At 46.9% G+C, this 21145-nt stretch carries 16 protein-coding genes; 10 read left to right on the plus strand and 6 right to left on the minus strand.

What is annotated here, in order from left to right:
- Nucleotides 1-43: 43 nt before the first annotated feature.
- The 5 genes from IY568_RS21205 to IY568_RS21225 all read right to left on the minus strand — a co-directional run bounded on the left by IY568_RS21205 (nucleotide 44) and on the right by IY568_RS21225 (nucleotide 5148).
- Nucleotides 44-1636 (minus strand): hypothetical protein, encoded by a 1593-nt coding sequence (locus IY568_RS21205; RefSeq protein ID WP_194868589.1) that lies wholly within the window; start codon nucleotides 1634-1636, stop codon nucleotides 44-46.
- A 246-nt stretch (nucleotides 1637-1882) separates the two neighbouring features.
- Complete coding sequence (locus IY568_RS21210) at nucleotides 1883-2371, minus strand: low molecular weight protein-tyrosine-phosphatase (RefSeq protein ID WP_125557451.1); 489 nt, start codon at nucleotides 2369-2371, stop codon at nucleotides 1883-1885.
- Between the two features lie 96 nt (nucleotides 2372-2467).
- A complete protein-coding gene (gene hmpA / locus IY568_RS21215) occupies nucleotides 2468-3646 on the minus strand; it encodes an NO-inducible flavohemoprotein (protein ID WP_194868590.1) in 1179 nt (392 codons plus the stop codon).
- Nucleotides 3647-3706: 60 nt separating this feature from the next.
- A complete protein-coding gene (locus IY568_RS21220) occupies nucleotides 3707-4924 on the minus strand; it encodes an NnrS family protein (RefSeq protein WP_194868591.1) in 1218 nt (405 codons plus the stop codon).
- A complete protein-coding gene (locus tag IY568_RS21225) occupies nucleotides 4924-5148 on the minus strand; it encodes a hypothetical protein (RefSeq protein ID WP_125557445.1) in 225 nt (74 codons plus the stop codon). The genes IY568_RS21220 and IY568_RS21225 overlap by 1 nt, the downstream gene beginning before the upstream one ends.
- A 120-nt stretch (nucleotides 5149-5268) precedes the next feature.
- Here IY568_RS21225 and norR point away from each other — a divergent pair, with 120 nt between their 5' ends.
- From norR to IY568_RS21275, 10 genes are all read left to right on the plus strand, one after another.
- On the plus strand, nucleotides 5269-6897 hold the full coding sequence (gene norR, locus IY568_RS21230) for a nitric oxide reductase transcriptional regulator NorR (RefSeq protein WP_416365175.1): 1629 nt from the start codon (nucleotides 5269-5271) through the stop codon (nucleotides 6895-6897).
- A gap of 198 nt (nucleotides 6898-7095) precedes the next feature.
- Nucleotides 7096-7566 carry a bacterioferritin gene (bfr, locus tag IY568_RS21235; RefSeq protein WP_010380638.1) on the plus strand — a complete coding sequence of 157 codons (471 nt, stop codon included), beginning with the start codon at nucleotides 7096-7098 and terminating at the stop codon, nucleotides 7564-7566.
- A 3-nt stretch (nucleotides 7567-7569) separates the two neighbouring features.
- Nucleotides 7570-8055, plus strand: coding sequence for a bacterioferritin (bfr, locus tag IY568_RS21240; RefSeq protein WP_010380639.1), 486 nt, complete (start codon nucleotides 7570-7572; stop codon nucleotides 8053-8055).
- Nucleotides 8056-8207: 152 nt separating this feature from the next.
- Nucleotides 8208-9044: an ATP-grasp domain-containing protein gene (locus IY568_RS21245; protein WP_194868592.1), complete on the plus strand. Its 837-nt coding sequence runs from the start codon at nucleotides 8208-8210 to the stop codon at nucleotides 9042-9044.
- Between the two features lie 42 nt (nucleotides 9045-9086).
- Nucleotides 9087-10343, plus strand: coding sequence for an adenylate/guanylate cyclase domain-containing protein (locus tag IY568_RS21250; protein ID WP_194868593.1), 1257 nt, complete (start codon nucleotides 9087-9089; stop codon nucleotides 10341-10343).
- 83 nt (nucleotides 10344-10426) lie between these two features.
- A complete protein-coding gene (locus tag IY568_RS21255; RefSeq protein ID WP_228553495.1) occupies nucleotides 10427-11641 on the plus strand; it encodes an ABC transporter substrate-binding protein in 1215 nt (404 codons plus the stop codon).
- Complete coding sequence (locus IY568_RS21260; protein ID WP_194868594.1) at nucleotides 11638-14961, plus strand: PAS domain-containing hybrid sensor histidine kinase/response regulator; 3324 nt, start codon at nucleotides 11638-11640, stop codon at nucleotides 14959-14961. The genes IY568_RS21255 and IY568_RS21260 overlap by 4 nt, the downstream gene beginning before the upstream one ends.
- 148 nt (nucleotides 14962-15109) lie before the next feature.
- Entirely contained in the window at nucleotides 15110-15802 is a 693-nt protein-coding gene (locus IY568_RS21265) for a hypothetical protein (RefSeq protein WP_194868595.1), read from the plus strand.
- Between the two features lie 78 nt (nucleotides 15803-15880).
- Nucleotides 15881-18061 carry an exonuclease domain-containing protein gene (locus tag IY568_RS21270; protein WP_194868596.1) on the plus strand — a complete coding sequence of 727 codons (2181 nt, stop codon included), beginning with the start codon at nucleotides 15881-15883 and terminating at the stop codon, nucleotides 18059-18061.
- 78 nt (nucleotides 18062-18139) lie between these two features.
- Nucleotides 18140-18520 carry a DUF1294 domain-containing protein gene (locus tag IY568_RS21275; protein WP_194868597.1) on the plus strand — a complete coding sequence of 127 codons (381 nt, stop codon included), beginning with the start codon at nucleotides 18140-18142 and terminating at the stop codon, nucleotides 18518-18520.
- A 72-nt stretch (nucleotides 18521-18592) separates the two neighbouring features.
- Here IY568_RS21275 and IY568_RS21280 read toward each other — a convergent pair whose 3' ends face one another.
- On the minus strand, nucleotides 18593-20728 hold the full coding sequence (locus IY568_RS21280; RefSeq protein WP_194868611.1) for a cation:dicarboxylate symporter family transporter: 2136 nt from the start codon (nucleotides 20726-20728) through the stop codon (nucleotides 18593-18595).
- Nucleotides 20729-21145: the final 417 nt, after the last annotated feature.

Below are 21145 nucleotides of genomic sequence, written 5' to 3' on the forward strand. Positions count from 1 at the left end.
GCTGTCGGACAGCGACTCATTTTGTTAATCGAATGGTTAGAGATTAATTTGCAGCAAATTCTACGCGAAGTGTCTGATTGGCACTCAATGCGCGGAAGGTATACTCACTGACAGGGCCAATATCAACTCCGTTGATGATGACTTTGCTGATGTGCGCACCGGTTGCCGGCGTAAAGTAGAAGGTCTTTCCTTCGTTTGGTGCGATGAGAACGTCGCCATAGGTGTCTCCGTGCGGTGACACTTCACCTAAGTGTTTAACTTTAGTTGCTTGTGCGCGTGTGATCAGTTTCCAGGGATCATAGTCAGGCTCCTGCGTGCCAGGTGCGCTGCTGGCGTACCATTTAGCTTCGAAATATTGTCCGTTGTGGTAAACCTGGTCGCCCTTGTAGTAAATGGTGCCTGCGCTGTATGTTGGGCTGGCGCCCACGCTTTGTACTGTTACCACCTTACCATCATTGAGTGGCGCGGGGTGTCGCATCCACTCAACAATGTCTTTAAATGGTACAATCCGCACAACAGGTTGGCCGTTTACTTTCAGGCTCAAGGCGTACTGAATAAACTCCTCGATCGCTTCCTGACGTTCACGAAATAGCGTGGCGCGATCACCATTGTCATAGGCTGATGCATAAATGTCGGCGTGGGCACCAAACATTAATGGCGCCCGGTTGCCCTGCAGGCGCAAGTGCAAGTTATGTTTGAGTATTGCCAGCACCTCTTGCTTGCTCATCGCGCCACCGACCCACATATTGGTATCAAAGCCGACCATCTTACCGCCCTGTGGCTTTTCAAAGACATTGGATGGCAGTTGCCAGAGTCCGGCGAAGTGGCCAACATCGGGTTTGCCTACGCGTTTGGTTGGCGTCCCCTGATTTAATGTATAGGGCCAGGGGTTATTGGTGCCATTATATTGTTGCCCCCAGCCTTCTTCGATGCTGGTATCATAGACAAACTGGTTAGCTTTTAGTGCAGTAAACAAGGCGTTATTGTGATTAAGGTATGGCGTTCTGAACCCGGTCATATCGCTGATGGGGATCCCGGGGCCAGCGTTGTCGTTTGGTGCGTCATCCTGCTCATTGGGATCAAAAGGTTTATTAAGCCAGGTTCGTGTCACGAGGATTTCTTCTTCCCACATTTGTTCTGAAAAGTTCCCCGTATCTGGCCCGCCATCATGATGACTCCAGGTATGGTTGCCAATCTCGTGGCCATCCAGCCAGGCATTACGCCAGGCGCGTTTTATACCCACAGGATCATTGGCAGAAGAGTGAATGTAGGCCGCGGTGTTAAAAAAGCTAAAGCGAACTGGCGCCCCATCATAGGTGGCGGCATTATTACTGCCCTGTGCATTTTGCAGGTGACGGGTATAGCCGGTTATCCAGTCCATCCCTTCCTTAGAGCCATTGTCATCAAAGCCGATAGACACAAACAAAGGAACCTGGACCGGGCGCAATGCCGCAGGTGGCATCTGGCTCCATGGTTGGTTATCTGAATAGTCATAATTTTGTGTCTCTGCGCTGTGGGCTATGTCTGTGTAGGGTAAAGGTGCAGCTTCAATGCCGGTGTTCTGGGCCATAGAAGGGTGGGAAAAAGACAAGCCTGATAAAATGCCAAACGTTAATGCTGAAAGTGTAAATTTCATGGCGATTTCCTTTTAATGAGTTAACGCTAAGAGTTGTATTTAGTGTACTCAAAAGGGGGATTTTGTGGAGTGATTTCGTCTTGATTCAGCGCTCTGTTTGATGTGCCACAAACTTACGGTGAGAAATAATATAATCAAATTAATCATTGATTTAAGTCAATACGGATGGGAAAGAAATTGCGCGTTGATTGGCAGCAAAGCCACCGGGCGGTGCACTTTGCTGATGAGGTAAATACGTGTGCTTGTTTAACCGAGCTTGCTTAACTTGGTGATAATATTATTACTGGCTTGTTCAACCAAATCGAGCACCAGTTCAAATCCGTCCCCGCCACCATAATAGGGATCGGGCACTTCGTCATGAGGCTGCTCACCGTAGCGTAAAAACAACGCCAGTTTGTGCTGGTATTGCCCGGGGCATTTAGCGTGCAGATCGGCCAGGTTTTGCTCATCGGCGCACAGGATCAAATCAAAATACTCAAAGTCTTGTGGCTGAACTTGTCTGGCCCTGATTGATGACAGGTTATAGCCACGCTTATGCGCGGCTGCTGCACTGCGCCTGTCAGGTGGGTTACCCTGGTGATAAGCAATTGTACCCGCAGAATCGACCTCAAGATTGAGTCCCTGTTGCATTGCTGTGTGTTTTAATACCGCTTCCATCGTGGGAGAGCGGCAGATATTACCCATACAGACGACTAAAACTCTGGCCGGCTTGTTATCATGAAGGAAATCACTCATAGAAGGGTCCTTTTACGGTTAATTCAGGGCTGCCCTATCAAAGCAGCCTAAAGTACCCCTCATCATATCAGACTTTTATGGCAATACCTGGATCAATCACAGGCTCTCATGTGGGCCAAATACTTCGTACAAAATCCGTGAGTTATCAACGCCCAGCGTAATCAGCTGTTGTTTGATGTCAGCCATGAAAGGCGTTGGGCCACACAGGTAAAACTCTCCATGTTCAAGGGGCAGTGAGCTACTCAGCGGCGCAAGGCGCATACGCCCTGCATGATTGTTTGTACAGACAAGGTCGTTCTGATTTTCTTCCAACCAGGTATGGACGGTGAGCATCGGCAGTGATTGAGCCGCGCTGGTCAGTTCAGCGTGAAAACTCTGTTGTGCCGGGTTGCGGCACGCATGAAGGAAGTACAAGGGTTGATTAAATGCCTGGTCTGCCAGTGTATGTAACATTGACATCATGGGCGTAATACCAACCCCAGCGCTGATTAATACCTTAGGTGCACGTGTTTGCCTGAGTACGAATTCCCCCGCAGGCGGCATAACGTCCAGTTCATCACCTTCACGCAAACGATGTAAATAGCCTGAAACCAGATTATCCCGTTTGACGGAAATGCGGTAAAACTGCGAATTGGAGGTATGAGATAAAGAGTACTGACGGATCTGCTGATGGCTTTCTCCTGGGATACGACATTGAATGGCAAGGAATTGTCCTGCCTGGTAGGGCATTACGGGTTGCGCATTAAGGGGTTTTAGATAAAAACTCTTCACCAGTTCAGATTCGCTGACAATTTTGCTGATGTAGAAACGACGTGTGCCTCGCCAGCCACCATTGAGCTGTTCAGCTTGTCGATAAATGCCTTCTTCCTGAGTAATGAACAAATCGGCCAGGAATGAATAGGCTTCAGCCCATGCTTGTTCTATCTCTTTTGTAAATTGGTGCGGAAACATTTCACGTAAAGTGGCGAGCAAATGCTCTCCAACAATGGGATAGTGATGTGGTTGTATGCTGAGACTGGCATGTTTGTGGTTGATCCGGGCAATAGCTTCAGTCAGGACCTCAGGTTGATCCAGGTAGGTTGCATAGGCGGCCAGGGCATTGAAAAGCGCAAACTGTTGTTTGCCTGAACGTTGGTTGCTGAGGTTAAAAATATCGAGCAACTCAGGGTTGTGAGCGAACATACGCTGATAAAAGTGTTCTGTAACCTCAACACCAGCGTTAGCCAGTAAGGGAATTGACTGTTTAACCAGGGTAATTGTTCGTTGAGAAAGCATAAAAACTCCTAATGAAATCACTTTGCAGTGAAGTGGTATAGATACATAAAAATGAGGAAATTAACCACGACGTCCATCTGCGCGCTTGCGCATCAGCATGGGGCCATAGATAAAGACAAACAGCGCAAAACCGGCAGACCAAATCAGAGCACTCAGTTGCCAGGCCATATGTGGGCCTATGTGTTCGCCAAGCAGGCTTCGGATCAGTGCACTGAGTGCAATAAGAAGGAACGCCACTGAGATCAGAGGATGCGGTGTTAAAGGGCGGGCCGTATGGCCCAGTGCTACCCGAGACATCATTGCCAGGATCATCATGCCCATACCGCCCACAGTGATCAGATGAAGGGCATCTTTGGCTTGCCAGACACTGCTAAAGTAGGCTGCGCCGAACCCAACCAGGCCTGCAGCCATCATCAGATAAGCCAGATATAGGGACCAGAGTAGGGGCACCGTGAATATGCGGTACTGAAACCACATGACAGCGCGAATGAGGTGTAACAGTCCAGCCAGGATAAGCAGATAACCAGGTACAACAGTGAGCTGTAGAAAATGGTGAGCAAAAAAACCGCCAAGACCAGTCAGTGACACGAGCATGAGTAGCTTATCGAGCTTTGGTGTGCGCTGCTGTTGCGGTAATCCCAAACCGCGAGAGATAAAAAATGGCACGACGCGACTACCCAGTATGCTGATCAGCAATGTAAAACCTAACACAGCCATTTGACTAAGCAGGCCCGCCAGTTCAAAAGCGTGCTGACTGAGCATCACAATAAACATCAGGTTCAGTGTTGCCAGCAATGCCAGTACAGGCACAAACAGGTAATTTTTGCTGTTATGTACCTGAAGCACTACCCAACTAAAATGGCAGATGGCAATCAGCCAGAATGCACCTTGTAAGATGATCAGCCACAGTAGTGGCTGATCAGCGCTGAATGCGACAATTCTGGCGCTGATCCATATTATGCAAAGCCCCAGCAAAGGCCAGCCGTTCAGTGTACTGACGCCTGTCCAGTTCTTCGCTGCTGTAAATAAAAAGCCGATTGCAATGGCGCTGGCAAAACCAAACAGCATTTCGTGCGCGTGCCAAAGCGTAGCAGGGAAGGAATTAGACCAGCTAAGATTGCCAGTTAGTATGGCAAACCAAAGCAGCATAGCGATACAAGCCCACAGGCTGCCAAGTAAAAACAGCGGTCTAAATGCCAGCATAAGCAACGGAGTATGCTGAAGCTGGTACCATTTTGCCGTGTCTGACATTGGTTCTTCGAGGTTAAGCAGGGTCATTAGCGCACCTCCAGTCCAAGGTTGTACTGGCACAAACAGCGTATCACATAGCTGATTTTAAGCAGGGTTGCGAAGACAATTGTACTGACGTGAGCCGTAATTTGTGCCGACAAAGACAAGTAGTGGTCGAAGGCATAGCTGGCAAGTACTGCAAGTAAAAAACCAGTCAGGCTGAGCATCAGGCACTGGTTGGCATAGGGAAGTGTTTGGCGATAATGTTTCATAGATACCTTTACATAGCAGAGTGAGTCAAACTGGTTATATAAAGGGCATGAAGCGTGCCAGATTTAATTTTCAATTAAAACAATAGGTTGTTGATTTGTTATTTGCCTTAATGGGTCATAATGACCTACACTGTGTGGGTCTATAAAACTTTAATAGGTCATTTTGACTTGGATCAGAGAACGTTATCGCATTTGCTCGGAATCAGTACCGAGTTGGCACAGCAACTTCCCCGCCTGAATGAGGGAGATGTCAGCGTGTTTAGCCACGCTTTGGTACGCGCGGTACAGAGTGTGGTCACAGCCGATGCCATCGCAGTATTACGCTGCGAGCAGGGGATTGCTTTTCCGCTTGCATGCTCGGGGCTTGCGCCTGAGGCGATGGGGAGGCGTTTTGTGATCAATGACCACCCCAGATTGGCGGCCATAGCCAGCGCGACACAGCCCAAGGTTTTTGCTGCAGGTTGTGACTTACCAGATCCTTATGACGGACTTTTACTGGCCACCACCGGGGTTTTGCCAGTACATGCTTGTATGGGCTTTTCGCTTTATCAGGATGAACAGCTACTTGGTATGATCACCTTTGATAGTCTTACCCCCAGTGCTTTTAAAGAGGTGGCATTGCCTATGTTAGCGATGTTGCAGTCGCTGGTTGCGGCGCATTTTGCAACGGCGCTGAACCTGGCAACCCTCTCTGAGCGGGCCCGACATGGTATGGCGATGCTCAGAGAGATAAGCCATCAGCGCTTTACTATGGTAGGTGAGAGTGAGGTGATGCAAAGGCTCAAGCAGGATATTGATTTGGTCGCTAATTCTGAATTGAGTGTGTTGATCCAGGGAGAAACTGGCACAGGCAAAGAGCTGGTGGCACGGCGTATTCATGAGCACTCATCGCGCTGTCAGGGTCCTTTTGTCCAGGTTAACTGCGCCTCTTTAAGTGAAAATCTGGCCGAGAGCGAATTTTTTGGTCACCGCAAAGGGGCGTTTACCGGTGCTGACAGACATCGCGAAGGTAAGTTTCTGGTTGCTCATGGCGGCACTTTATTTCTCGATGAAATAGGAGAGCTGCCTCTGAGTATGCAAAGTAAATTGCTGCGGGCACTGCAAAGCGGCGAGATTCAACCCGTTGGCACGGACAAGCCCCAGTATGTTGATGTGCGGATCGTTGCTGCAACCAACCGGGACTTGCGTCAGGAAGTCGAGGAAGGCCGCTTTCGGGCCGATTTATATCATCGCCTTAGCGTCTATCCGTTGCAGGTTCCGCCTCTTAGAAGCAGAGCGCAGGACATCGAGCCCCTGGCGGGGTTTTTTATTGAGCAACTGCGCAAAAAACTGGGTGTCCGCCAGTTGGTGCTCTCTGCGCGCTTTCTTAAGCAACTAAGAGAACATGACTGGCCTGGCAATGTACGTGAGCTGGAACATGTCCTCAGCCGTGCTGCGCTGAAGGCAAAGCATCTTACCTGCGAGGAGGATATTGTCGAGGTTGATGTCATGCATAGTGTTCAGTGGCGTGACAATGGCACGAATGCGTTAGCAGTTGATCAGGATAAGGGTGTTGCATCTGTGCAACTCTCCTCAGCACAAACGCTCAAGGCAGCCACAGAAGCGTTTCAGAAGAGCCTGATCAAGGCTCGTTTACAGGCTAATGCACTCAACTGGGCTGCAACGGCGCGTGAGCTGTCGGTTGATCGGACAAACCTGGTGCGTCTGGCAAAACGTCTGGGAATAGAAACAGTCAAAAAGCTGAATTAATCATCTACGGGTGTTTTTAAAAATGAAGTAACGAAATCAGGACTGTTATTCGCAATAAAAATTGTTCTTACTAAGTTTATAAGTTGTTTATTTTAAAAGAATATATTAAGTAATTTATTAGTTTTAATCGGTCTTGCTAAGTTGTGATTTTGTTCTAGTTTTATAAGGCGTCTAACTATTCCTTATTGAGGGGGCCCTATGCAGGGTAGCAAGCAAGTAATAGCAGCACTAAATCAAGTTTTAACACTCGAGCTGACATCTATTAACCAGTACTTTTTGCACGCACGCATGTGGAAAAACTGGGGCATTGAAGAGCTCAATGAGAAAGCCTATAAAAAATCCATCAAAGACATGAAGCAGGCCGATGATTTAATCGAGCGGATATTGTTCCTGGAGGGCCTGCCAAACCTTCAACACCTGGAAAAACTCCGTATTGGTGAGCATACCGAAGAAATGCTCAGTTGTGATATGGCGTTTGAAATGGAGCAACTTCCGGTGTTACGTAGTGCCATTGAGTTGTGTGAAAAAGAGCAGGACTATGTCAGTCGCGAGCTGCTCGAAGATATCCTGGAATATGAGGAAGACTATGTCGATTGGCTGGAAACCCAGCAGTTCCTCATCAAAAACTGCGGCATAGAAAACTATCTGCAATCGCAAATTGAGGAGTAAGACATGCAAGGTTCTCAAAAAGTAATTGATTTACTCAATAAGCAGCTGACCCTGGAGTTGTCGTCAATGGACCAGTATTTGGCTCATTCTAAAATGTACGAAGACTGGGGTCTGTCCAGGTTGCACCACAAGCTGGCGCATGAGTACGAAGAAGAGTTGGATCATGCAAAACGTATTACTGAACGCATTTTATTCCTTGAAGGCACGCCTGATACTGCTTCAAGAGCACCGATCAAAGTCGGTGAAAATGTACAGGAAATGCTGGAAAACGATCTGGCCGCAGAGATTACCGTTAAAGATCACCTGAAAAAGGTGATTGCGGTGTGTGAAGAAGAGCAGGATTATGTGTCGCGCGAGATGCTCGAAGCACTGCTTGATGACACGGAAATGGATCATATTTACTGGCTGGAACAACATATTGGCCTGATTAAACTAATCGGCTTACCTAATTATATTCAGAGCCAGATGTCAGGTGGGGATCCTACCTGAGCATAAGGCAACAATGCTATCTATAAGGAGGCTTTGCCTCCTTTTTTCATGCCGATTTTAAACTCAGTCTTGGACTTGCCAAACGACGTATTCGCAGGGATACTTGCCGCCATGACAACAGGTGGCATAGTGCCCCGAAACGGAGAAGTAAATTGGAGAGACAGGTCGCCTGCCTGATTGAGGCATGTAAACAGCTGGGGTTAAGATATGAATGCATCGACCAGGAACAAAACCTGGTACGGGTATACTTTAACCACGGCGTCGAGTACTTTGAACTAAATAAAACCCCGTTTAACTCCGAATCCATCTATGGTATATGCAGGGATAAAATGCACTCATATCAGGCCTTTAATCAAGTTGTCGCTATGCCTGACACTCTTTCATTTCTCGATCCAAATGTACCGGATGAGTACAAGCACTATCTGCAATATCAAACCATGGATGAGATTGTTGTGGCCGTCGAGCGCCAGTTTGGTTACCCCGTGGTGGTGAAAAGTAACAGTGGTGCGCTGGGGATAAATGTCCATTTGTGCCACGATCAAACATCGCTTATTGCCGCCTTTACTGAGATATTTAACGGCCAGTCAAAACACTATGATTATCTTGCGTTGGCGCAGGCATATGTTGAGAACAAGGCTGAATATCGTCTGGTTTGCGGTTTTGGTGAACCTTTACTGGCATATAAAAGAGGGATGGCACAGACGTTTAATGTGCGCTACTGGGAAAAGAATGAAGTGGCTACGCTTGAGCAAGACGAGGCCTTGATCACTGCCTTGTTTGAGTTTGTTAAGCCGGTGTTTGAATTGGCAAATATCGGATTCGTTGGGTTTGATATTATTCTCGGCCAGGATGACCAATTTTATCTAATTGAGCTGAACTCCTCTCCTAAATTCAATCACTTGATTATAGATAATCCAGAGCTTGGTCCTTCGGCGGTCGCCAGCATGTACAAAAACATGCTGCTTAAGCTAAATAATCGCGTCGCTTAAGGCTAAACTGTTGGTAATCCTGTCAACGTGCCGAGCTGATTGATGAAATGGTTAAAGGACATAGACAGCAGTTTTGACAAACTGCTGACCGATTGTTATCAAAGACGCGAAATGGAGATGGAACTCCATGTGAACAAGCTGCGCTTTTACGGACTGATTGCTTTGTTTGTTACAGAGCTGGTGATTGGTTTATACAGTATTGGCTGGGACACAACGCTGGTTGTGGTCGACTTGCTCACTATCGCGGTGGTGATTGGCTGGTGTGCACTGGTCGTGCGCTGGGCCAGTTCTGAAGGATATAAACCCTGGCTAAAATATGTGTCTATTCTGTTTGATTACGCGATCATTCTCGTCGTTTCTCTCGAGGTTGAGTCGTTAGACGTTTTTAAGCACTTTTTGCAGGACCTGCACCAGACTGAATTCGAACTAATGCTGGTGAGTGCGCTACTTTTGTTCAATATTATGAGTGCGTTTCGCCAGGGTAAGCTGATTATCTATTACTCTACTTTGTGTTGTGTCGTGACTGGCACACTGGTGTTAGAGCACAGTCACACCGCCAGAGCGATTGAGATCCATGAACAAGTAATCATGATCTGCTCCGGATTTCTTGCCTGGTCTCTGTCTAGTTACATCACCGGAACCTATACTAAATTACGCCATCGTGAGCGGCTCCTGCGCTATCTGCCTGAGCAGCTGGTTAAAGCCGTTGAGCGCGGTGATATAGACATTGAACCCGGCGGAGAGAAGCGTAATGTTACTGTATTGATGGCGGATATTCGGGGCTTTACCCGGCTTTGCGAACAGCACGACCCAGAAGTGATAACGCAGTTGCTAAATCGTTATTTTTCCCGAATGAGCAGCGTGATTTTTATCCACAGAGGTATGATAGATAAATTCATTGGTGACGCGATTATGGCCGTGTTCGGTACACCCCAGGAAGAAGAGAACAATGCCAAAAATGCCATTGAGGCCGCCAGGGAAATGCTTCAGGCACTGGAGCTGCTAAATGAGGAGTTTATTACAGAAGGGTTGCCTGCCATTAAGATTGGGATTGGTATACACAGTGGCGTTGCGATAGCGGGTAATGTCGGGAGTAGCAGTTGTATGGATTATACTGTGATTGGCGATACCGTTAATGTCGCTGCACGCATTGAGAGCAAAACCAAAGAACTGAAGCATCCACTGCTTATCAGTGAGCAAAGTGTGCAGCAGTCGCAGCTCACGCAACTCAAACGGGTTGCTAAGGTGGAGCTCAGTGGGCGCAGCCAGCCGATAGAGGTTTATCATTATCCCGACTAAAAAGATTGATAAGGTGTTGCACTAAGCAATCTTTTTGAAATAGTCTAACTTTAAATAATCAGTTACTTAACGCGCTAATTTATATGGAACGGATACTGTTAGCTATTCTACTTTGCATTTTGTCTGCCAGTACGTTTGTTTACGCGGCGGAACGGCCAGTGCTACGTATTTACCATGATTCTGACTATAGCAGCCATAGCGCGTCGGCAGAGGCCATGAAGATGGGCTTTAATAGCGCACTCAGGGAGCGTAATTTTGAGGCTCAGGGGTTCAAGCTGCAGTTACTCGAAAAAGACCACCGGGGTAATAGTAATCGTAGTCTGCTGACTATGAGGCGCTTTTTGCAGGATGACAGTGCATTACTGGTCCTTGGCGGATTACATTCACCTCCCTATATAAAGCATCGTGAATTCATTAATCAGCAGGGTATTTTGCTGTTGGTCCCCTGGGCTGCAGGCGGGCCGGTAACCCGTTATCCGCACGACAACAACTGGGTGTTTAGATTGTCGATTGACGACACCAAAGCCGGAGTGAGGCTGGTAGAGTTTGCTAAGCAAAAGCAGTGTCGCTCATCGCATATGTTGCTGGAGCGTACGCCCTGGGGGAAGTCAAATTATCAGACAATAACCCGCACATTGGAGCAACCGGAAGCCCCCGTGACTTGGTTTAACTGGAATATGAAAATGAATGCCACCAAGATCATGTTGCGAGAGATTGTCGCTGCAGGTCACGATTGTGTCATATTTGTGGGTAACGCACTGGAAGGCAAACAGTTGGTTAAAGCCGTTGCGCAAATACCACAAACACAGCGCCCAGCCATTATCAGCCACTGGGGTATAACAGGCGGTAACTTTTTTACGCAGGTCGCTGATGAGTTGCGCGCAGGGACCGACTTACATTTCTTACAAAGCTGTTTCTCTTTCCAGCAAAAACCACATTCTGAGTTTGCCGCTAAGGTCTGGCAGCAGTTAGTGGCTTCATATCCTGATAAAGTGATTAATGGCCAGTTTATTCAGTCACCCGCCGGGTTCATTCATGGCTATGATTTAGGTCGGGTGATGCTCAGTGCGCTTGACCAAATTGCCTTAAGCGGTGACGTCAAAAAAGACAGAGCGGCGTTGCGTGATGCACTGGAGGATTTGAAAAAGCCAGTTCAGGGTTTGATTAAAGTATATAAGCAGCCTTTTTCTCGCTGGACAAAGTCACAGCCCGACGCACATGAAGCTCTGGGTCTCGATGATATCTGTATGGCCAGCTATAACGCTGATGGTAGTATCAAGGTGCTAAACAACCAATGAATAACAATGCCGTGAAGTCGCTATTTAAAATGAGCTCCGACAAAGCATTCTATGCATTTTTGTTATGCAGTCTGGTTTTGTCTGTGTCTTTAAGTCTGGTTATGCTCAGTAACCATGCTGATACCGCCATTAGACAGGTGCAAACTGAGGTCCGTCAGACCGAAGCACGGTTAGGGGTTAGTAATCTGGGACAGTTTTTACGTACCCGCCTGGTACTCCTTAAAGATCTGGCGCAATATCCTATCCTTGCCAATGGCGTTATGGGGTCAGACATCTCTCGGGCTTCCTTGTCTGACTTTCTGGCTGAGTACCGTATCCTGGGTAAAAAGGAGCCTATCTCTTTATACAATGTCCTTGGCGAGCCGGTGTATCGTAGTAGTCAGGTGTTAACCGCAGAAAAAGAAGAACGTGAATGGCTGGAGCAGTTACTTGATGGCCGGTTGTCTCACGCCGTGATTTTGCACCGTAATGAGCAGTTATTTAGTTTTGTGATTGCTGTGCCCATTGAATATAACGGATTTACGGAGGGGGTGCTGGTTGCTGAGTTTGATACAGATCTGGCCAATCTTCTTGCGCTGGATCTGAGTAATCAGGCTCTGGCAGTAGAGTTGTCCGGGCAATGGGTTGGATACAGCAATGCGGCACCCGATGCTGAGTACGTTGAGCTGCACAATGCTCAAATACAGGGCACGGACATTCATGTCAGTCTGATGATCAGTCAGTCCACCATAGATGATAGCGTCTTTGATTTTATCGTTGAGCTGGGTCAGGCCATTTTTATTGGTTTGTCCCTGTCATTTTTGCTTTTACTCTTTTTTGGTCGTCAATTGCTACTTAATCCGTTTAAGCGACTTCAGACGTCAGAGCAAATGATCAAGAAAAGTGAAGAGCGCTTTAAGTTAGCGATTGAAGGTAGTCACGATGGGATCTGGGACTGGGACATTGAAAGTGGCGATGTATTTTATTCACCGCGCTACAGGGAGTTATTGGGTTACAGCGCATCAGACCACACTGGTTTTCCCGATCGTTTTGAAGTACTTGAGCAGCATTTACACCCAAAAGACAGAAGCACGACATTCTCTGCTTTGCAGGAGCATTTGAATGGCAATGGCGGCTTTGATGTTGAGTTTCGTTTGCGGACCAAACAGAACGATTACCGTTATTTTCGCTCGAAAGGGCTGGCACTGAGAAATGACTCCGGAAAAGCCATTCGTATGTCAGGTTCTTTGACTGACATCACAGATCAAAAAATGTATCAGGAGGCATTAAGTCAGGCAAAAGAGCACAATGACCTGCTTGCTTATGCCATAGAGTCTTGCGATGTGGGCATTATTATTTCAGATGCCAAAGTACCGGGTCTGCCACTGACCTTCATCAACAGCGCGTTTACCTCCATTACCGGCTATGGCGAGGAAGTACTGGGAACTAACTGCAAGTTTTTGCAAGGTGAAGAAACGGCGCCTGAAGTGGTCGCCAATATGGTAGAGGCGATTAAAGAGCGCAAAGCACACCGCACCGTTATTCTTAATTACACTAAACTGGGTAAGCCATTTTGGAACAATTTGCACATTGCTCCGGTGAGCAACGATCAGGAAGAGCTGGTGGCTTATGTGGGGATTATTCAGGATATTTCTGAGGAAATTGCACAGGAAAGGGCGCTCGCCGAGGCTAAGAGTCAGGCAGAGCAGGCTAGTCGGGCAAAAAGCGAGTTTCTTGCCTCTATGAGCCATGAGATCCGCACTCCAATGAATGGGGTGTTGGGTATGCTCAATTTACTGCTCAGTAATGAGCTCGACGAGCAACAAACACACAGAGTTAAACTGGCTATGAGCAGTGCTAACTCGCTGCTTAACTTGATTAACGACATACTCGATTTTTCTAAAGTGGATGCGGGTAAACTTGAGCTGGAAATGCTCGACTTTGATTTGCGGGGTATGTTTGAAGACTTTGCCGAAGCCGCTGCGTTACAGGCCCAGTGTAAAGGACTTGAACTGGTGCTGGACACGCTAGACATCGAAGAAAGTATGGCTAAAGGCGATCCGAGCCGGATCCGCCAGATCCTCGCTAATCTGGTTGGTAATGCCATAAAATTCACTGAGCAAGGTGAGGTCATCATTCAGGGGAAACTGACGGAGCAGGATGATAATGTGCTGCGCCTGGACTGTGCCATTACGGATACTGGCATAGGGATCCCCAAAGCAAAAAGTGCTGCCTTGTTCGATTCATTTTCTCAGGTTGATTCGTCTACGACGAGAAAGTACGGTGGAACGGGGCTGGGCCTGGCAATTGTCAGAAAGCTTTGCCAGCTGATGGGCGGTGATGTCTCGGTTCGAAGTATTGAAGGTGAAGGGAGTACGTTTACCTTTACTGTGCTGCTGGAGAAAAGTGCTCAGTCAAAACAGGTGCTTCCAGACCTGGATATGTCTCAACTTGAGCTACTGGTCGTTGACGATAATCAGACCAACCGAACTGTTTTAGGTCAACAGCTCAGGCATTGGGGGGCTCAGGTATTTGAATCTTCCTCCGGGATTGCTGCGTTAGCCGAGTGTGAAAAGCGCCATCATGATGGTGAGCGTCGAATGTTTGATATTGCATTACTGGATATGCAGATGCCTAATATGGATGGTGCACAATTGGGTAAAACCATCAAAGAAGACAAACGCTTCCAGGGGATCAAACTTATTATGATGACCTCGATAGGCCATCAGGGAGATGCGTCCTTTTTTGCAGATTTGGGCTTTTCGGGGTATTTTCCCAAGCCAGCAACAACCGAAGATCTGTTTAATGCGCTATCAGTGGTTGCTGATGATGGTGAGGCGCTCGCTAATGCCAAGCCTTTGGTTACGACTCATTATCTAAAAAGCATGAAAGATCCGCATCAGGATACAACACCGGTAAAATGGGCACCAAAGCCACGAATCTTGTTAGCAGAGGATAATCAGGTTAATCAGATTGTGACGGTAAGTATGTTGCAAAAGCTCGACATTGAATCTGTCGATGTTGTTAGTGATGGTAATGAGGCACTGCGTAATCTAAGAGAATATCAATACTCAGAGGGGTATTCGCTGGTTCTGATGGACTGTCAGATGCCTGAAATGGATGGGTTTCATGCCACCAAAGCCATTCGCAAAGGGCAGGCGGGTAAGTCAAACATGGACATTACGATAGTGGCGCTCACCGCCAATGCGATGGTGGGTGATGAGAAGAAGTGCCTCGAAGCGGGTATGAATGATTATTTAAGTAAACCTGTATCAATAGAGGCTTTACTGACTTGTCTGAAAAAGCATCTGGACTATGAGCACATAGTAGTAGAAGAATAAAAAGCGCCATGCAATATACGTAATTAGCTTGTGCTTGGTGACCAGACCCGTGTGCAACTGCATGAAAAGTAGATGGTTTAGACACCTTGGGCTGTCAGTGCAAGTTACTAAGCTGGTGAGTGCGATGTAATCATGTGTTGGAAAATTAATGAAGGTACTTAAGTTAGCTGCTGTTGTTTTGATCTCATTTTTTGTTGCCGCCTGTGGATTTTTTAAGAAAGAGGCGATTGCTTGTGAACTCATAGGTAGTACCCACTTTAGTGAAGTATCACCCAATTTGTATATTGATCAAAGCATCGATAGCCAGCAACAAGTGAACCTGGCTCATGCTATCCAGACTGCTTTAGAAAGAGTGTCCCATGTTTATGGTGCACCTACTTCTGACCCCAGAATTATCGCGACCGCAGAAACCAAATATGCAAAATTTGGGTTTAACCCGACTGGCATGCAAAGTACTGGCTTTTTTAGAGAGTGTATCTTTCTGGGTCCAAAGGGGCTCAATGCAGATGTTGTCGCCCATGAGCTTGTCCATGCAGAAGTCAGACACAGAACAAACCTGTTTGTTGAGCTCACTCAGTTACCTGCCTGGTTTATTGAAGGGACAGGGATCCTGGTAGATTATCGTGCTCCGTTTTTAGCACAAAACATCGACCTGAAACATGATGAACTCACCGATATAAAATCGGTGTTTTATCTCAGTGATTTTCCAAACACTCAGGTTGAGTACTACCTGGCATCGTTAATGGCTGTTAAACCGATGAACCCAAAGGCTATGTACAGTGGCTTAGAAAGATTGAATAATGGAGAACAATTTGAGGACGTTTTTAACGAACTCTTTTAATAATTACTTAGCTTTGAAGCGCCACTTTCCTCAGTACCTAAATGGAATTGCGCCGAGGCCATTTAGAATCGAGAGTTTATGTTAAAAGCGTTACCAGAAAAGTATTATCTTACTCACTTCTATGAATTGCAGGAGTTTATCACAAAAACCAGTGTTCATTTGTTAACACCATCGCAGCAGGCGCTGTTCACAGAGCTGCGCATGCTTGATGAGAATTGCTTGTGTTTGCTGCTGCGTATTATTAATCGTAAGCGGGTATTTGTCACCAGAGCTCAGCTGAACTACGCAGAAATTAAAGATACGGATGCAGCGCTGAGAGACTTGCAGAACAAGGGGTTGATTAGTACAGCGCAAACGGGCGATACCAGTGTACTGCTGAATGAGCTGACGAAAGAGCAGTTGCAGAGCATTGTCGCCGAGCTGGCATCATCAGGAAATATAATGGGTGCTGCTCCGACTAAATCTGCAAAAAAAGCGCTATGGATAGAGTTCGTCCAGACACTGAGTTCAAGTTTTGATCTGACTGGTACATCGGTGTTTGAAGCGCACATGTGTGCACCAATTAAAGTGGATTTTGAATACTGGTTGTTTCTGTTTTTTGGCAAGCTCGGAGGCACTTTACAACAGTTTTCATTACGTGATCTGGGTGTTATGCAAACACGTGAAGGCATCTCGACGGGCAACGCACATTTCTCTGAACTGGCAGAGGCGCAAAGCGCTTATTTTTATCTAAGCCAATGTAAAGGCCTGAATAATTTAGACATAGAGGGTAAGGCGCTGTTGGCTGAGCAGATCTGCCAAGCGCAGGTGCCAGCTGCTGAGGGGCTAATGGCTCATGCCAGGCGAGATGATCTGACACACAAGCTGGCTTGTCAGCTGGAGCCAGATAAACCTGAGCTCGCAATGGCCATGCTTGCGCTTAGTAACCATCCAAAGTCTCAAGAAAAGTATATTCGTGCCTTATATGCCGCCGGGGAACATGATGCTTGCCGGACTCAGCTGGAAGCGGTGCTGTCCTGTCCTCAAAATGAAGAGTTGCTGTTATTTGCCGAAGATTTCTCGGCGCTGAAGTTTACCACCAAGCGTACCTCTGTACTGACAGATATGCTGCGCCAAAGTGGCCCACCTATCGCACTCGATGAGGCCTATGTCGGGTATCCTGAACAAGGGGCAATTGCCTGGTATCACCGCCAGGGCAGCAGAGCTTACCACGGTGAAAACCAATTCTGGCGCATGCTATTTGTTTTAGCCTTCTGGCCTGTGCTTTATGAATCTACAGCCAGTGCGGCAAGTAATGAATTTGATTTAACGCCGCGAAGTTTGAAATATAATCAGTTTTATGAGGTACATAGCGAGGAGATTGAGCAGATCCTAGGCACAATCTTGGATAACCAGAGTTTATTCGATTGGCTGCTGCGTCAGGCCACTGCGCATTTTGGCAAGCCGAACAGGTTGGTCTTTTGGCATCGCTCAACACTGGACCTCGTGTTGATGGTGGCCCAGATTATTCCTGTCACTGCACTCAAAACACACCTGCTCGCAATGTGTAAAGATTTTAAAATGCTCAGGGATGGTTATCCGGATCTGATCTGTATTAATGGCGATGATGTCTCATTTGTTGAGATCAAAGCACCTGGAGATAGTCTCAGGCGCAATCAGCTGGTGACAATAAGGCGGCTCATGGAGTCCGGGTTTAAGGTGGATATTCAGCAAGTTTGCTGGCAGATAGCACCACAACAGGCTTATGTCGTGATCGACGTTGAAACCACTGGAGGTAAGAAAGAGTTTGACCGTATTACCGAAATTGCGATGGTGAAGGTCGTTGATGGTCAGGTCGTTGATCAATGGCAGAGCCTGGTTAATCCAACACGTCGGATCCCTAAATACATCACTGAATTAACGGGTATTAGTAACGAGATGGTCGCAAATGCGCCCCATTTTTCTGACCTTGCTAAGCAGGTAGATGACTTTATGCAGGATGCGATATTTGTGGCGCACAATGTGAATTTTGATATGGGCTTTATTAAAGCGGAATTTGCCCGTCTTGAACAATCCTTTCAAAAGCCTAAGTTGTGCACTGTTCAGCAGGCCAGGAAGTGGTTGCCGGGGCTGAAATCATACGCATTAAATAAAGTCTGTGCTGACTTGGGGATTTCGCTGACCCAGCATCACAGAGCCATGGCCGACGCGCGGGCAACGGCAGAGTTATTTGTGATGATTAACGCTCAACGGCTTGCTCAGCAACAGCAGTCTTCATAATTAAAGGCGTGGAGGGGATGCTTGTTTAAGATGTTTCGTGTACATTTCTCGCCATGTTCTGAGTGAGCTGTCGCTAGCATGTATAAAAAGTATTTTGTGTATTCTTTATTGCAGGTGTCCTGGGGGTTGTCTGCAATACTGATTGTATTCGCCATTACGCCCAGTTTGATTGCGCTGTCCTTACCAGCCTGGTCTACCCCTGTGTATCTGTTGCTCTCCAGTGCCATCGCATTTGCAGTGTATGGAAGAGACAAAGCGTTGTCTAAAAAAGGCACAGAGCGCATTTCGGAACGTGTGCTTTTAATCGTGTCTGCCAGCGCATTACACATGGCGACTTTGCAGATCATGTCGGTTTTAAGGCATAAAACCATCAAGCTTCCATTTTTACTAAAGTTACTGACTCTGCATCTGCTTCAGGTGATTGTTTTTGTGTGTGTGCTGATCAGCTATTTGATGTAAAGACAAGCGCTGAATTGAATCTGTCTGGGGTCAGGAGAGGAGAGTGACAGGCAAAAGCCTGTCACCAGTTGATCAATTGAGTTTTAAGTCAAAGTCGTAGTCCAGCTCGTCCATTAAAGACCAGCGATGCTGTTTGTTTTGGGTTCCTTTTCCGAGGATCCAGTAGTTATAGCTTTTATCTATTTGTCCCTGGCTTTTCTGTATGGTCAGCCAGGCGTCAACATAACTGAGGATATCCAGGTTGCGTTTCGCAACAGCAAAGCCCACCGGGTATTTCAGCTGAGCCCCTTTAGGCACGACCACACCAAATTCGGGGTAGAACATGCTCCAGGCAAATCCCGCCTCTGCGCTGATCACCATGGCATCGAACTGTCCGTCAGACTCGAAGAAGGCCTGGTGGTTAGATAGTGCAGATACCTGAATATGCGGATATTTTTTTGCTAAATCCTGCATTAATGGGGTGTACTCAACGTGTGCAAGACGCAGTCCGTTGTAATTTATTACCTGCTCTCGGGTTGCCAGCTGTTTAAGCCGGTGGTCTTTGGCAATTAGGGCCAACTGCAGTTCCAGGACAGGATCACTAAATCTGATCTGGCTGAGATCCGCCACGTTGATTTCCAGCCCCGACATAGCAATGTCAAAGAATCCTTTGTTCAGATATTCTGCAAGCTGGGCTTTTTTAAAGGGAATAAACTCAACTTTGACATTCAGATCTGCCGCCAGTTTGTGTGCCAGACTGATATCAAATCCGACTAGTTCACCTTTTTGATTGAAGTAACTGAATGGAACGTTATCGACCAGGTAACCTACTCTCAGTAAATTCCGTTTTTTGATCACCTCTATGTTCGTCAAAGACAGTTCGCCGCTTTGATAGGCTTTAGGCACATGATTAAGTACTTCCGCGGGAACCCGATCAGAGACCACCATATTGGCAATGATCTCATCCGCTGCCTGAGTATCACGGGCCAGATGGTTATTGGCTGTGAAGCTCAGCAGCATAAAAGCGGGTAGCAGGGCGCTGAGCAAAGTCAGGTAATACAGGGAGCGTATCCGCTTTAAATGTAGCTGACGCTTAGTATAAAATATGCTCAGTAGCACAAACGAAAAGATGTAAATCACAGTTGTTGGCGACACTATTTTAGCCGTCAGCACTGACATCGATAGATAGAGCTGATAACTGTCTGCCGGAATTTTCAGGCTGTCCAGCAGGTAAGGGATGGCGATATGTACGTTTGCAAAATAGCTCAGCATGGCAGACAGCGTAACGTTGGGGATCTGTTCCAGGGTAACCGGGCTGCCGGTAAGCCAGGCTGCAAAGGTAACAAACATCAAGGTTGTGAGCTTGCCTAGACTCGGAAAAGTATAGGCAATGGGCACCAGCACCTCTGCAATGTGATCTGACTCTTCATCACTGCGCTTTATTTTTGCCAAGTGCGCTTTTACCCCTTCAGTGATCACCGGAAGGACAATAAATACATTGCCCGTACTGAATGCGGTGATCCAGGCATTGCGCATCACCATAATGAGGTCGCGATACTTTACCGGGGTTAGTGCCGCGACTAGCATAGGCAGCAAGGCAAACATCAGATAAACACCCAGACAAGTGACCAGGACCAGATAAATCTGCAAGTTGTTTAGCTCTTCCATGCTGATTGTGCCGGCAGTGCTGGCTGTCATCGCAAAGATCCCGATAGGAAAGAGTTTGATGATTTTCTTTGAGATTAAGGACAGCCCTTGCCCAACAACTTCTAACACATCCAGTAGGTTGTTCTTTTTCCCGTTGGAAATTAATGACAGCCCCAGTGCAATACAGAATATGACCAGTGCTGGCACATTGCCTTCAGCCATAGAAGCAAAAGGGTTAGCTGGAATGTACTGACTGACAAAGTCAACGTCGGGGGCACTGGCGACCAATGCAGGAGAGAAAAAAGTGCCCGCATCATGGCTGGGTAAGGTAAGCGAAAACGCCCAGATAGCAGCCAGACCAACCAGCCAAAGGCTGATCATGACTGTGGTCGCCTTAATTAAAATAGACTTAACCTGATCCGGGTTAAATTTGCCCAGGCCGACCACCAGGCTGACGACGATGTAAGGGAAAATGGTGATCTGCATGAGTTTGACAAACCCTTCGCCGAGTGGCTTTAAAAATGCCACCCGTTCACCAAAAATAAGGCCACACACAATACCTAATAACAATGCCCAGAGCATCCAGTTAATGCTCCTTAACCAATCGATAATGAGTTTCATAATCCCCATGTGCGCAATAAAAAAGAGCGAGATTATATTGAGGTTAGCTGAAATTAATCTGAATGCTTCACTGACATCTGAGGATTTTGCAATTGTAATACCAATTTGGTTAATTAAGAGTTCTATTTTGAGGCGAGAAAATATAGTCGATAACCAGGTAAAAATTTTGCTATTTAGTTGTTCTAAATGAGAAATTTTTAACGCTGTTAGCGTCATATTTGCTCCTTCAAATAGACCAGGTATTAAGTGAAATTGGTATAACTGGCTGAGGAGCACAATGCTTTAGGCTGGACCTCTGTGACCTCGTCTTTGAGGAGAGGGCTAAAAAGCATGTTGTATAAGTCTAAACTTCGATAAACAAAGGCTTCGGCTGTGTGC

It is taken from the genome of Pseudoalteromonas sp. PPB1, from assembly GCF_015356275.1.
Lineage (GTDB): Bacteria > Pseudomonadota > Gammaproteobacteria > Enterobacterales > Alteromonadaceae > Pseudoalteromonas > Pseudoalteromonas rubra_D.

Excerpts from the sequence above, each read along its gene's own strand:
- IY568_RS21210 (WP_125557451.1), bottom strand. The coding sequence starts at position 2,371 with ATGAGTGATTTCCTTCATGATAACAAGCCGGCCAGAGTTTTAGTCGTC.
- IY568_RS21250 (WP_194868593.1), top strand. The coding sequence starts at position 9,087 with ATGAAATGGTTAAAGGACATAGACAGCAGTTTTGACAAACTGCTGACC.
- IY568_RS21280 (WP_194868611.1), bottom strand. The coding sequence starts at position 20,728 with ATGCTCTGGGCATTGTTATTAGGTATTGTGTGTGGCCTTATTTTTGGT.
- IY568_RS21270 (WP_194868596.1), top strand. The coding sequence starts at position 15,881 with ATGTTAAAAGCGTTACCAGAAAAGTATTATCTTACTCACTTCTATGAA.
- hmpA (WP_194868590.1), bottom strand. The coding sequence starts at position 3,646 with ATGCTTTCTCAACGAACAATTACCCTGGTTAAACAGTCAATTCCCTTA.
- IY568_RS21225 (WP_125557445.1), bottom strand. The coding sequence starts at position 5,148 with ATGAAACATTATCGCCAAACACTTCCCTATGCCAACCAGTGCCTGATG.
- bfr (WP_010380639.1), top strand. The coding sequence starts at position 7,570 with ATGCAAGGTTCTCAAAAAGTAATTGATTTACTCAATAAGCAGCTGACC.
- norR (WP_416365175.1), top strand. The coding sequence starts at position 5,269 with ATGACCTACACTGTGTGGGTCTATAAAACTTTAATAGGTCATTTTGAC.
- IY568_RS21220 (WP_194868591.1), bottom strand. The coding sequence starts at position 4,924 with ATGACCCTGCTTAACCTCGAAGAACCAATGTCAGACACGGCAAAATGG.
- IY568_RS21205 (WP_194868589.1), bottom strand. The coding sequence starts at position 1,636 with ATGAAATTTACACTTTCAGCATTAACGTTTGGCATTTTATCAGGCTTG.
- bfr (WP_010380638.1), top strand. The coding sequence starts at position 7,096 with ATGCAGGGTAGCAAGCAAGTAATAGCAGCACTAAATCAAGTTTTAACA.
- IY568_RS21265 (WP_194868595.1), top strand. The coding sequence starts at position 15,110 with ATGAAGGTACTTAAGTTAGCTGCTGTTGTTTTGATCTCATTTTTTGTT.
- IY568_RS21260 (WP_194868594.1), top strand. The coding sequence starts at position 11,638 with ATGAATAACAATGCCGTGAAGTCGCTATTTAAAATGAGCTCCGACAAA.
- IY568_RS21275 (WP_194868597.1), top strand. The coding sequence starts at position 18,140 with ATGTATAAAAAGTATTTTGTGTATTCTTTATTGCAGGTGTCCTGGGGG.
- IY568_RS21255 (WP_228553495.1), top strand. The coding sequence starts at position 10,427 with ATGGAACGGATACTGTTAGCTATTCTACTTTGCATTTTGTCTGCCAGT.